This is a genomic window from Solirubrobacter phytolaccae (assembly GCF_027587195.1).
Taxonomy (GTDB): domain Bacteria; phylum Actinomycetota; class Thermoleophilia; order Solirubrobacterales; family Solirubrobacteraceae; genus Solirubrobacter; species Solirubrobacter phytolaccae.
The window spans coordinates 21164-34216 of sequence record NZ_JAPDDP010000010.1 but is presented as its reverse complement, the minus strand read 5'-3'; the positions used below and the strand labels follow the sequence as shown (position 1 = coordinate 34216).

Sequence of the window (13053 nt, the reverse complement as noted above, 5' to 3'; positions counted from 1 at the left end):
GGTTTTCGAGGGGAGAGGGTCGTGTCAAGGAGAGTCGCCACCGCGGCTGCGGTCGCCGCTGCGCTGTCCGCGCTGCCGTCCACAGCGCAGGCGCAGGACACCGCTGCACCAGTCGTTTCGCCGGCCACGTTCGCGTCGTCGCCGACGGGCAACAACAGCTGGCGCCTGACGGCGCCGCAGACGCTGAACCTGTCGGCGACCGACGACGTCGCCGTCAGCAAGTTCCAGTACTCGCTGGACGGCGGGGCGACGTACGTCGACGTGCCGGTCACGGCCGGTCCGTCGGCGACGGCGCCCGTCGCGCTGTCGCAGGAGGGCAACACACCGCTGCGCTACCGCGCGGTGGACAGCTCCGGGAACCTCTCCCGCGTAGCCGTCAACACGACCCTCAACCAGGCGGCGGCGGTCGGGGCGACCGCGGTCCGCCTGAACAGCACCAACGGGCTCGGCCCAGGCGACCAGCTGGTGCTCAACACGGGCGCGGGCCAGGAGACGGCGACGATCGCGACGGTCGTCCTGCCCAACCCGGGCGGCACCACGCCCAACGTCACCCTCACGGCGCCGCTGACGAAGGCGCACACCGCGAACACCGCGGTCGCCGCGACCGCGTACGCCCACACGATCACGCTGCAGATCGACACGAAGGGCCCGGTCGCGACCTGGGGCACCCAGGCCTCGACGCTGAGCGCCGCCTCCACGGCGGGCGCCACCGGCCTGCGCCTCGCGAGCGTCGCCGGCCGCACCGCCGGTGAGACCCTGCAGGTCGACACCGGCTCGGGCGCGGAGACCGTCAAGGTCGCCGCCGTCGACGCGGCCGCGGTCGCCCCGGCGCCGAACATCACCTTCACCACCGCGCTCCAGCGCGCGCACCTGTCGGGCTCCGCGGTCTACGTGCCGCAGGTCGTCGACGGCAAGATCCTGCAGTCGCAGACGCTCACCCCGCTGCGGGCCGACCCGCGCCTGCGCGACGCCGGCGACACCGTGGCCACCGGCGCGGGCGGCGCCGCCCCGCGGCGGATGACCGTCGACGGCACGTTCATGGTGCCCAAGACGCTGGACGTGAACCGGCTGACGGTCGGCAAGCACGTGCAGACCGTCTCGCTCCAGGACACGGCGGGCCAGACGTCCAAGTACGTGAACACGTTCGTCGTCACGACCTCGTTCGCGGACCTCGCGACGGTGATCGACCAGTACGCCAACAACGCGCTGCGCACCACGCTCAACGGCGCGCAGGCCGTCGGCGCCACCGGCCTGCGGCTCGCGAGCCCGGTCGGGTTCCGCGCCGGCCAGGAGATCGTCGTCGGTTCGGGCGACACCGCCGAGACGGTGACCGTCGCCAAGGCGCTGAGCACGGCGCCGACGCTGAGCACGACGCTCGGCGCCGCCGCCACCGCGGGCTCGACCAAGATCCGCCTTGCCAGCTACAACAGCGAGGCGCTCGCCGGCCCCAACCCGCCGAGCAACAACGGCCCGATCGCCGGGCAGCCGATCGTGCTCGACACCGGCGCCAACCAGGAGGTCGTGTACGTCAAGCGCAACCTCTCGCCGCTGCCGGCCGCGCCCGAGGCGAACGTCGAGCTGACCGCGCCGCTGGCCAAGGACCACGCGTCCGGCACCGCGACGAACCTCAACAACGTCATCCTCGCCAGCCCGCTGACGAAGGCGCAGGCGACGGGTGCGGCGGTCGCCGACCCGCAGCCGCTGATCAGCGCCGCGAAGGCCACGGAGCTGCGTGCGCTGCTCGCCGACGCCAAGACCAAGGCCGACGCGGGCCAGACCGCCGCGGCGGTCACGGCCCTGCAGGCGTTCAACGCCGCTGCCGCGAGCTCACGTCCGCTGCAGAGCGCCGGTGAGGCGCTGATCGCGCAGCTCAACGGCACGCCGGTCGACACGTCCGGCACCGGCATCACGGTCGAAGGGGCCGAGGAGGGCGTGCAGGCGATCCGCCAGTACTACAACCCGAGCCCGTTCAAGGCGAACCCGTTCGCCACCTACAAGATCCTCGTCAGCGGCCGGGCCGGTGGCTTCCGCCACCAGTCGATCGTCGACTTCGAGACGATGTTCCAGGAGCTCGGTACCACCAACGGCTTCGACGTCGAGATCTGGGACCCGAACATCGGCGCCAGCCCTGGCCGCCAGGCCCCCGCGGGCGTCTCGCTGCCCACGAGCCCGTTCCTGGATTGGGAGCAGCTCAAGCAGTACAAGACGGTCGTCCTGAACTCGACGGTCGGCATCAACGGCACGGCGACCATGAACGCGGTCGAGTTCGCCAACCTGCAGCGGTTCGTCCGGGCGGGCGGCGGCGTGATCGCCATCCACGGCGGCATCGACTCGATGCAGAACGTGCCGTGGTTCATGGACCTCGTCGGCGCGGGCTTCACCAACCACGGCTCCAACCAGGGCGGCATCCTGGTCGAGACGGAGTCCGGCGGTCACGTCGAGCTCCTCAACGCCGATCCGGCCCACTCGACGATGCAGTCCGTGCCGCCGCGCTTCTTCACCGTCGAGGAGCTCTACAACACCAACCGCAACCCGGCCGAGCTCGGCATCGTGCACCCGCTGATGTACGAGAACGAGGACTCGCTCGTCGGCCAGCTCGGCTACGGCGCGGGCGCGCTGCACAACAGCGACCGGCACTCGATGACCTGGTGCCGGAACTTCGACGGCGGGCGCTCGTTCACCACGACCCTCGGCCACAACTGGCAGTTCACGACCGAGAAGTGGTGGCGCGACATGATGCTCAACGCGGTCCAGTGGACCGCCGGGCAGGAGTACAGCAACTGCGTCACGTTCAACGAGGTCAAGGACCTGCTGGACGAGGCCGCCGCCGATGGCAACGTGACCGCGGCCGGCAAGACCGCGCTCAGCTCCGCGCTGGCGAGCGCCGACGCGGCCTACCGCGCCGACGACTTCGCGGCCGCCGCCGGGTTCGCCCGCACGTTCGTCGCGCAGGCCAAGCGCCTCGCCAACGCCGGTGCCGACAGCGGCACCGCGCTGCTCGAGCTCCAGTCCAAGGGCGCCGAGCTCGTCGGCTGGATGAGCGGCAACGAGGCGGCGCCGCCGACGCCGACGCTCCAGGGCGAGCCGGCCCAGGGCACGGTCGGCGGCAGCGTGCCGGCGACGCTCGGGCTCTCGCTCGGCACGCCGGCCACGTTCGGCGCGTTCACGCCGGGCCTGGCCAAGACGTACACGGCGACCTCCAAGGCCGACGTGATCTCCACCGCCGGTGACGCCCGCCTGAGCGTCTCCGATGCCTCCGCCACCGCGACGGGCCGTCTGGTCAACGGCGCCTTCTCCCTCGCGGCTCCGCTCCAGGCGAAGGCCACGAGCGCGGCCGGGACGGGCGGGGCGTTCGCCCCGGTCGGCGGCTCGGGTGCGCCGACCTCGTTGCTCACCTACGGCGGGCCGGTGTCCAACGACACCGTCACGCTGAGCTTCGAGCAGGCGATCGGGCAAAATGAGGCGCTCCGCACCGGCGCCTACAGCAAGGCGCTGACGTTCACGCTGTCGACCACGACTCCGTGACCGATGTCCGCCGCGGCGACTGCTCCGTGTCGCCGCGGCGGACCCCTTGCCGGCCCTAGGCGGGCCGACTGACGTGTCCGTCGGTACATTCCCTGACCTCATGTGGACCCCGAAGCCGGCGATCGAGCTGTCGAGCCAACGCGCCGTGCGCCGCCACAACCTGAGTGTCGTGCTGCGCCAGGTGGTCGAACGCGGCCCCCGGTCGCGCGCGACGATCGCCTCGGACACCGGCCTGAACAAGAGCACGGTCTCCAGCCTCGTGAGCGAGCTGATGGACTTCGGCCTGCTCGTCGAGCGCGGCGCCGAGCATCGCGGCACGGCCGGCCGGCCCGGCCTGGTGGTCGACGTCGCCCGCGACGGCGTGGTCGCGCTCGGCCTGGAGGTCAACGTCGACTACGTCGGCGTGCAGGCCACCGACCTGGCCGGCGGCTCGCGCTACAAGGGCATGGAGGCCGTCGACAACCGCGGCCGCGATGTCGAGGAAGTGCTCGACCGGCTGGGCGAGCTGGCGCGCGGCGCGCTGCAGGAGGTCCAGGCGCAGGGGCTGCGGCCGATCGGCGCGACCGTGGCCGTGCCCGGGCTCGTCGACATCGAGCACGGCGCCGTGCTGATCGCGCCCAACCTGCACTGGAAGGACGTGCCGATCTGCGACCTGCTGCGCGAGCGCATCGACGCGCCCGGGCTCGAGGTCGGCGTCGACAACGAGGCCAACCTCGCCGCGCTCGCCGAGCTGTGGGAGGGCGCGGCCACCGGCATCAGCGACTTCATGTACTGCTCGGGCGAGATCGGCGTCGGCGGCGGGCTCATCCTCGGCGGCGAGCTGTTCCGTGGCTACCGCGGCTTCGGCGGCGAGTTCGGGCACACGACGGTCGAGCACGACGGGTTGCAGTGCGCGTGCGGCTCGCGCGGCTGCCTGGAGACCCGGGCGGGCCTGGAGCCGGTGCTCGCCGCGGCGGGCATCGACGGTGAGGGCGAGGGCGGCGCGCGCGGGCTCGCGCGGCCGGTCGGGGAGCTCGTCCGGCGCGCCGAGGCGGGGGAGCCGGCACCGCTGGCGGCGCTCGAGGACTGCGGGCGCTGGCTCGGGATCGCGCTCGGCACCGTCGTCAACCTGCTGTCACCGCAGGCCGTCGTGCTCGGTGGGCACTTCGCGCCGATGACGAAATGGCTCGCACCCGTGATCGCTTCCGAGCTCTCGACGCGTGTACTGGGCGGGAACGGCGCGGTCCCGCCCGTGCTGTCGTCGAATCTGGGGGCGGAGGCCGCGATGCGCGGCGCAGCGGCGACGCAGCTCCGTCGGCTGCTCGCCGACCCCACGCTGGTGGCTGCCGAACTCCCCGCTTAGTCGGAGTTCAAACCTAAATTTTAGTTTAGGTTTGTGTTCGGACCGAGAACAATGAGAAAGTCGCACCCATGGATGGGGGGTCGGTCTTCGGACGCAAGTCCGCAGCCAAGAAGCGCCTGGCCGCGCCGCGATCGCTGAAGGTCGCAAGCGCCGGTTCAGGGGGAGTGACGCTGCGGTGGGCGGCGCCGAAGGGTGCCAAGCCTGCCTATTACGTGATCCTGCGCGACGGGAAGAGCCTCGGCAAGACGACGCGCAGCTCGTTCACGGACACCAAGGTGACGCCGGGCAAGACGTACCGGTACGCGGTCCGGGCCTACGACAAGGCCAAGCGCGCGGGAGCGCTGTCGACGAGCGTACGGGTGACGGTGCCCAAGCCGGCGGGCGCGAAGCCGGTCGGCCCGCCCGGCACGGCCAACCCGGGCGCGCCGATCGCGGAGGTCACGCCGACGCCGGTGCCGTATCTGCCGCCGCCGGTGGAGGAGGAACCGCCGCCGACGCCGTCGCCCTACGACACGATGACCGAGGCGATGGTCGACCGCCTGTTCTGGCGCGCGGGCTTCGGCCCCACGCAGGAGCAGCGCGACGCGTGGATCGGCAAGCGTCACGTGGACCTCGTCGACTGGTTCCTCAGCACGCCGGAGACGCTGGACGACCGGATGCCGCTCCCCAAGACGACGACCGGGGCGACCACGATCGACCCGTTCGCGTCCGAGGTCGAGATGGAGCTGGAGTGGCTGGACCGCATGCAGCGCGCGGTCAATCCGTTCCCGGAGCGGATGGCCTTCTACTGGCACCGCCACTGGGTCATCTCCACCAACGACGGCTCGGTCTCGGACAAGTGGTGCGTGGCCTACCGCAACCACCTGCTCGAGTACGCGGACTTCGGCAAGTACCCGAACGCCACCTTCCGCCAGCTCGCGTACGAGATGACGACGAAGAACGCCGCGATGTCGTCGTACCTGAACCTGAACGCGAACACCCGCACCAAGCCAAACGAGAACTACGCGCGCGAGATCATGGAGCTGTTCTGCCTGGGGCCGAAGGACCCGGCGGGCAACGACAACTACTCGCAGCTGGACATCGAAGGGCTGACCAAGGCGCTCACGGGCTGGCGGCTCGACGGCGCCGAGTTCCTCGCCGACAAGATCACGGAGAACCCGAACTACGGGAAGATCACGTTCGCGCCCAACCAGTTCGAGATGGCCCAGAAGACCATCCTCGGGCGCGTGATCGAAGCCGTCACCGGGTCCACGAACACGACCACGAACCCGGCCAGCCTGCAGTGGGGCCCGTCGTCGGTCAACCAGGCGATCGACATCGTGCTCCAGCACGCGCAGCACGCCCAGTTCCTGATCCGCAAGCTCTGGGGCGAGTTCATCGCCGGCCCGATCCCGCAGGCGAAGCTCGATGCGCTCAGCGCCGAGTACCGCGGCAACGGCTACCAGCTCAAGCCGCTGCTGCGCGGGATCCTGACGTCGACCGAGATCTTCGAGTCGCTCGAGGAGCCCAACCTCATCAAGCCGCCGATCGTCTACATGATCGGCGTGCTGCGCCAGCTCGGCGCGCCGATGAAGCACACGCAGCTGCAGGGGCCGATGAACAACATGCAGCAGCGGATCTACCGGCCGCCGAACGTCGCGGGCTGGGAGGGCGGCATGTCGTGGCTGAACACGAACACCGTGCAGGCGCGCTTCGACACGGTCCGGATCGCGCAGTACCTGAAGTACTCGAACTTCTACCGCAACACCGAGACGCCGGTCCCGGCGGGCAGCATCAACTACCCGGCGGACATCAAGGGTGAGTCACCGCAGGCGGTGCTCGACCGCGCGTACGCGTCGGTGAACCGGCCGTGGATCTCGGCGGCGACGAGCGCCCAGCTGCTCAAGTTCGCCCAGAACTTCACGGACGCGAACCGCGACGGCAGCGCCGCGGCCAACATCACGGCGCGGCGCACGCGCTTCTACGCATTGCAAGCGATGATCCTTGGCGGACCCGATGGGCAGGTGATGTGAGATGGAGCATCAGCGCTGCATCGAGTGTGAAGAGATCGAGCTCGCGCGCGTCCGCGACGAGCTGCCCCAGCAGACCATGCCGGTCCCATACGCCGCGCTCGACGGCTTCCCGGCCGGCAAGTCCTCGCACGAGCTGACGCGGCGCAAGCTGCTGCAGTGGGGGATCGCGGGCACGGCGTCGATCTACGGCGCCCAGCAGCTCGGTTGGGACCAGGTCTGGGAGTCCGTCGCGAACGCCAACGAGGCGGCCACGGACAAGTGCCTCGTGCTGATCTACCTGGCCGGCGGCAACGACGGCCTGAACTGGATCCTCCCGAACGAGGCCAAGGACTACGGCGCGTACGTCACGGCGCGCCCGATGATCCATCGCGCGCAAGGTCTCAGCACGGCCGAGCGGGTCGGCTCCAAGCCGCTGCCCGGCGCGGGTGGCGCGGCGCTGTCGTTCGCCAACACGATCGTGTCCAAGAACGGTGGCGGCGACAACAGCGACCCCCGCTTCCAGTTCGCGGCGGGCGGCGAGGGCTACGGCCTGGACACGCTGTTCGGCGACGGCTCGGGCGGCACGGGCTCGGACCTGGCGATCATGCCGGCGGTCGACGCCAAGCAGTACTCGCTGTCGCACTTCGACAACTCGGACATCTGGTTCGCCGCGAGCAACGACCAGAACACCAAGACGGGCTGGCTGGGCCGCTGGATCGACCGCAACGGCTCCAGCGACAACCCGCTGCAGGCGATCTCGATCGACACCGCGCTGTCGAAGGCGATCCGCACCGACTCCAAGCCGGTGTGCGCGATCCCGTCGCTGCCGATGTCGGGCTTCACGCACAGCCAGTCGAGCTTCGGCGGCACGAACACGAACCTGAACGCCCAGGTGCGCGACCTCGCCGCGCTCCAGGCGGGCGCGGGCAACGCCTACCTCGCCCGCTCGCGCGGGACCTACGGGCTCGCGTACACGACCTACGAGCGGATCCAGTCGCTGACCGCGGTGCCGAGCCCGACCCCGACGCCGACGGCCACGCCGGTCCCGATCGCCTACCCGAACAACAGCACGCTGTCGGCGCGGCTGAAGACGGCGGCGACGTTGCTGGCGGCCAACCTCGGCACGCGCATCATCACCATCCACTGGGGCGGGTTCGACACGCACACGGGTCAGCTCGTCGCGCAGGACCGGCAGATGGCCGAGTTCTCGCGTGCGCTGGCCGCGTTCCGGGCCGACCTGCAGGCGCGCGGCATCGAGCAGCGCGTCGCGACGCTGGCGTTCTCGGAGTTCGGTCGCCGGGTGCGCGAGAACGGCACGGGCACCGAGGCAGGCACCGACCACGGCGCGGGCGGCCTGATGTTCGCGATGGGCAGCGGCGTGCGCGGCGGCTTCGCGTCCGACTGGCCGGGCTGCGAGCTCAACGAGCTCGTGCCGACCAACAACCCCGGGCAGGGCAACCTGAAGGTCCCGACGGACTACCGCTCCGTGTACAAGGCGGTGCTGGACGAGTGGCTCGGCGAGGAGAACTCGCAGTCGCTGCTCGGCGGCCCGACGATCGAGTCGCTGGTCCGCGGGGACGGGCTGCAAGGCCGCCGGCTGTTCAAGTGACCTGGTTCGCGATCCTGCTGAGCCTCGCCGGCTTCGGCGGCCCGACGATGGAGGTCAAGCCGCGCAAGTGCGTGGCGACCACCAGCATCGGCGCCGCCGCCTACACGCCGGCGGCCAAGAAGACGTGCAAGCAGAAGCCCGTCAAGGCCAAGCCGAAGCCGAAGAAGCCCGGGAACCCGGGGGCGGAGACGCCGTCGACGAACCCGTCGCCGCGGCCGGACTCGCCGTCCTCGGGGGACAAGCCCGAGGCGACGCCGACCCCGAAGCCGGGCGCGACCGCGACGCCGACGCCGACCGCCACGCCCGTGGCGACGACGACGCCCGTGCCGCTCCCGTCACGCACGAACGTGGACCTCACGGACGTGCGCGAGTGGACGGTCCGGCCGTCCTACCGGATCCTGGCCGCGGGGAAGATCGACTTCAACGCCAACAACCGTGGCGAGGACGACCACAACCTGACCGTGCGTGACGCCACGCGCGACCTGGGCAAGATCGATCTCGCGCCGGGGGAGACCAAGACGCTGACGGTCACGTTGCCGGCCGGGTCCTACACGCTGTACTGCTCGCTGCCCCAGCACGAGGAGGCGGGAATGGCCGCCGCGATCAGCGTGCGCTAACGCGGCTTCCCCCGATCGGTGGATCGCTTTACCGGCTCTTTGCCGGACCTGCCGATAAAGCGGGTGCGATGAAGCCCATGATGGACATGTGGAGGAACGAGCGGCGCGCCCGCTGGTTCTTCGCGGCGCACGCGCAGGGCGCGCTGGGCGCCGGTGCGGGCTACATCGCGCTGCTCGTGCTCGCGTACGAGCGGATCGGATCGGCCTGGGGCGCGACCGCAGTGCTCCTGGCCGACCTGCTGCCGGCGATGCTGTTGGGGCCGCTGTTGGGCGCGGCGATCGACCGCACGTCGCGGCTCGGGGGCGCCATCCTCGCCGACGTGATCCGCGCGTCGGCGTTCGGCGCCCTCGTCTTCACCCACGGCACGGGCGCGATGATCGCGCTCGCGCTGCTGGCCGGGTTCGGCACCGCGCTGTTCCGCCCGTCGACGTGGGCGCTGCTGCCGGGGCTCGTCGCCCCGACGCGGTTGGCCCCGGCGACCGGGCTGTTCAACGCGGTGCGCGACACGGGCCAGCTGCTCGGGCCGGTCCTGGCCGCGGGCCTGCTCGTGGTCGCCTCACCGGCCGCCGTGCTGGGCATCAACGCGATCACCTTCGGGCTGTCCGCGCTGCTGCTCCTGCGTCTGCGCGGGCACATCCGCCGCCCGGCCGCGGCCGACGCGGACGAAGACGGCACCGCCGACTCGCTGCGCGGCGTCCTGCGCGATCGCGTCGTGCGGATCATGGTCGGCACGTCGGCGACCGTGACGCTGTGCGCGGCGACGATGAACGTCGGCGAGCTCGTGCTCGCCCAGCGCGACCTGAAGGCGGGAGCGACCGGCTTCGCGCTGCTGGTCAGCGTCTACGGGTTCGGGCTGATCGTCGGCGCGCTGTGCGCGGGCCGGGACGGCGGCGACGCGCGCCTGTGCTACTTCGCCGGGCTGGCCGGGATCGCCGTGGGGATGCTCAGCACCGCGTTCGCGCCGGGGCTCGGCTTCGCGCTGTTCACGTTCGGCTTCACCGGCGCGGCCAACGGCCTGTTCAGCACGAGCAACCGGATCCTGCTCACGCGGGCGATCCCCGAGCGGGTGCACGGCCGCGCGTTCGGGCTCGTCGACTCGCTGGACTCGTGGGGCTTCGGCCTCGCGGTGATCGCCGGCGGCGCGCTCGCGACCGCGTTCGGCGGCCGCGCGATCTTCGGCATCTCGGGCACGATCCTGCTCGTCGTCTGGGCGTGCGCGGCGTTCCTGCTGCGCGAGCGGACCTCGAGGGCGCCCGTCCCGACGCTCATACCCGCAACGCAAGGCTGACCGCGTCGTCGAGCGCCAGCGCGGCGCCCGCGTCGACGGCCTCCTGGTAGCCGGGAGCGCCGAGCGCCGCGCGCAACTCGGCCTCGACGCGCTCGCCGAAGCGCCGCTCGTCCGGCTGGCGGGTGGTGCCGCGGGCCTCGCGCAGCGCGTCCGCCGCGCCCCACAGCCGGGCGCCGGCACCCGGGTCGCCGCGGTGGGTCGCGGCCGCCGCCGCGGTCTCCAGACAGCCGACGATCCCGTACGAGTCGCCGATCTCGTGCGCGCGGTTCAGGGCGAGCCGCAGCAGCTCGATCGCGCGCTCCTCGTCGGTGTCGTAGAGCACGCGGGCGAGCGACTCCTCCGTCGAGGTGAGGTGGGCGGGCTCGCCGACGCGGCGGGCGATCGCGACGCTCTCCTCAAGCAGCGTGATTGCCGCCGCCGGGTTGCCGACCTCGTCGTGGACGATCCCGAGGTTCTGCGTGTAGAGGCTGACCGCGCGCTCGTCGCCGAGCTCGCGCGCGATCACCGTGGCCTCGTCGTAGAGGGCGATGGCGATCTCGAAGTCGCTGCGGTAGACGGCGAGGACGCCGAGGTTGGAGACGATCCGCGCCTCGCGCTCGCGGATGCCGAGCTCGCGGGCGCGCGCCAGGCCCTCCTCGAAGTGCACGCGGGCGGCCTCGAAGTCGCCCTGCTCGGCGGCCAGGATGCCGGCGCCGTTCGCGGTCCGCAGACGTGCCTCGGCGGTGCCGCCGGGCAGGGCGAGCGCCGCGCGGGCCAGCTCGCGCCCTTCGCTGACGCCGCCGCGCAGCAGCCAGTAGCGCCACAGCGGGCCGACCAGCGCGAGCGCCGTGTCGCCGTCGCCGGCGGCGATCGTGTGCCGGAGCGCCGCGCGGACGTTGTCGTGGTCGGCGTCCAGGCGCTCCAGCCAGTCGCGCTGCTGCGGGCTCACGAGCCCGTCCTCGGCCTCCGCGAGCAGCTGGACGTAGGCGCGCGCGTGGCGGTCGCGCACGTCCGGGGCCTCGCCGAGCTGCTCGAGCGCGTACTCGCGGACGGTCTCGAGCATCGCGAAGCGGCCGTCGTGGGCCGTGAGCAGGCTGTGGTCGGCGAGCGCGGCGATCCCGTCGAGCGCCTCCAGGCCGCAGACCGCCTCGGCCGCGGTGAGCGTGAAGCTGCCGCTGAAGACCCCGAGCTCGCGGAACAGCCGCTGGGAGCCGGCGTCGAGCAGGTCGTAGCTCCAGCCGATCGCGGCCCGGAGGGTCTGCTGGCGCTGGGGCGCGTCGCGCGGGCCGGCGCTCAGGAGGTCCAGCCGGCGCGAGAGCCGGTCGAGGATCTCCTTGGGCGAGAGGACCTTGATCCGGGCGGCGGCGAGCTCGATCGCGAGCGGGAGCCCGTCCAGGCGGCGGCAGATCTCCTCAACGACGCCGGTCTCGTCGTCGCGCAGGCGCGGGTTGACGGCGCGGGCGCGGCGCAGGAACAGCGCGACTGCAGGCTCGGCCGCGAGCGGGCCCAGCGCCAGCTCGTGCTCGGCCGCCAGGTGCAGCGGCGCGCGGCTGGTCACCACGAGCTTGCTGCGGGGCGAGGCGGCGAGGATGCCGTTCAACGTCGACGCGGCGTCCAGCAGCTGCTCGAAGTTGTCGACGACCACCAGCAGCTCGCGCCCGGCGGTCTCGCCGATCGCCGCCTCCAGCTGCGCGGCGACGAGCGCCGGATCCTCCAGCGCGCCGAGCGTCACGAACCGCGCGCCCTCCGCGAACCGCTCCCCGAGCCGGTGCGCGAGCTCGAGCGCGAACCGCGTCTTGCCGATCCCGCCCGGCCCGGTCAGCGTCAGCAGCCGCACATCCGCGTCCTCCAGCAGCCCCTCCGCGGTCAGCAGGTCGTCCTCGCGCCCGAGCAACGCCGTCGCGGGCACGGGCAACGGAGGCGTCGGCGGGGCCTCGGCGGAAGATAAAGCCCCAGGGCCTTTAGGTTTGCCGCGCAACGCCGGGTCGTGGGCGAGGATCTGCGCCTCCAGCCGTTGGAGGGCCGGGCTCGGGTCCAGACCGAGGTCCTCGACGAGCGCGTGGCGGGCGCGGCGGTAGGCGTCCAGGGCGTCGGCCTGGCGGTCGGCGCGGTAGAGCGAGAGCATCAGCTGCGCATGCAGTCGCTCGCGATACGGGTGCGCGGCCGTGAGCTGCTCGAGCTCGGCGACGAGCGCACCGCCGGCGCCCAGGTCCAGCTCCAGCTCGATCCGCCGCTCGAGCGCTTCCAGGCGGGCGCTCTCGAGGCGGTCCTGCTCACCGCGGGCGGGGCCGTAGAGCGGCGCGTCCGCGAGCGGCTCACCCCGGAACTCGGCGAGCGCCTCCCGCAGCAACGTCACCGCGGCCTCGGGCGGCGCGGTGCGGGCCTGGGCGGCGAGCGTCTCGAAGCGCTCGAGATCCAGGCCACCCGGGGCGAGGCGGACCGCGTAGCCCGACGGGCGGGTCTCGATCGCGTCCGGTCCGAGCAGCCGGCGCAGCTGGGACACGTGGACCTGCAGCGCCTTGGACGCCGTCGCCGGCGGGTCCTCGTCCCAGAGGACGTCGATCAGCCGCGCAGCGGAGACCGCGCCGTCGCGGTACGCCAGCAGCAGCGTCGCCAGCAGGGCGCGGTGCTTGGGCGCGCGGAGCTCGATCTCGCCCGCGGGCCCCACGACCCGCAGCGGACCGAGGATCGCGAAGTCCAT

General features: G+C 72.2%; 7 protein-coding genes. 6 read left to right on the top strand and 1 reads right to left on the bottom strand.

Translation table 11 applies throughout. From position 1 onward, the window contains the following. Positions 1-21: 21 nt before the first annotated feature. The 6 genes from OJ997_RS07550 (at position 22) to OJ997_RS07525 (ending at position 10373) form a co-directional block, all read left to right on the top strand. Positions 22-3525: a ThuA domain-containing protein gene (locus OJ997_RS07550; RefSeq protein ID WP_270024458.1), complete on the top strand. Its 3504-nt coding sequence runs from the start codon at positions 22-24 to the stop codon at positions 3523-3525. A 100-nt stretch (positions 3526-3625) separates the two neighbouring features. Next, entirely contained in the window at positions 3626-4867 is a 1242-nt protein-coding gene (locus OJ997_RS07545; RefSeq protein WP_270024457.1) for an ROK family transcriptional regulator, read from the top strand. A gap of 212 nt (positions 4868-5079) precedes the next feature. After that, positions 5080-6879 carry a DUF1800 family protein gene (locus tag OJ997_RS07540; RefSeq protein WP_270024456.1) on the top strand — a complete coding sequence of 600 codons (1800 nt, stop codon included), beginning with the start codon at positions 5080-5082 and terminating at the stop codon, positions 6877-6879. Position 6880: 1 nt separating this feature from the next. Then, on the top strand, positions 6881-8467 hold the full coding sequence (locus OJ997_RS07535) for a DUF1501 domain-containing protein (RefSeq protein WP_270024455.1): 1587 nt from the start codon (positions 6881-6883) through the stop codon (positions 8465-8467). Next, entirely contained in the window at positions 8464-9084 is a 621-nt protein-coding gene (locus OJ997_RS07530; RefSeq protein WP_270024454.1) for a cupredoxin domain-containing protein, read from the top strand. The genes OJ997_RS07535 and OJ997_RS07530 overlap by 4 nt, the downstream gene beginning before the upstream one ends. A gap of 68 nt (positions 9085-9152) precedes the next feature. After that, on the top strand, positions 9153-10373 hold the full coding sequence (locus tag OJ997_RS07525; protein WP_270024453.1) for an MFS transporter: 1221 nt from the start codon (positions 9153-9155) through the stop codon (positions 10371-10373). Here the strand turns inward: OJ997_RS07525 and OJ997_RS07520 are convergent. After that, positions 10351-13053 carry an AfsR/SARP family transcriptional regulator gene (locus OJ997_RS07520; protein ID WP_270024452.1) on the bottom strand — a complete coding sequence of 901 codons (2703 nt, stop codon included), beginning with the start codon at positions 13051-13053 and terminating at the stop codon, positions 10351-10353. The two genes, OJ997_RS07525 and OJ997_RS07520, sit on opposite strands and share 23 nt — an antisense overlap.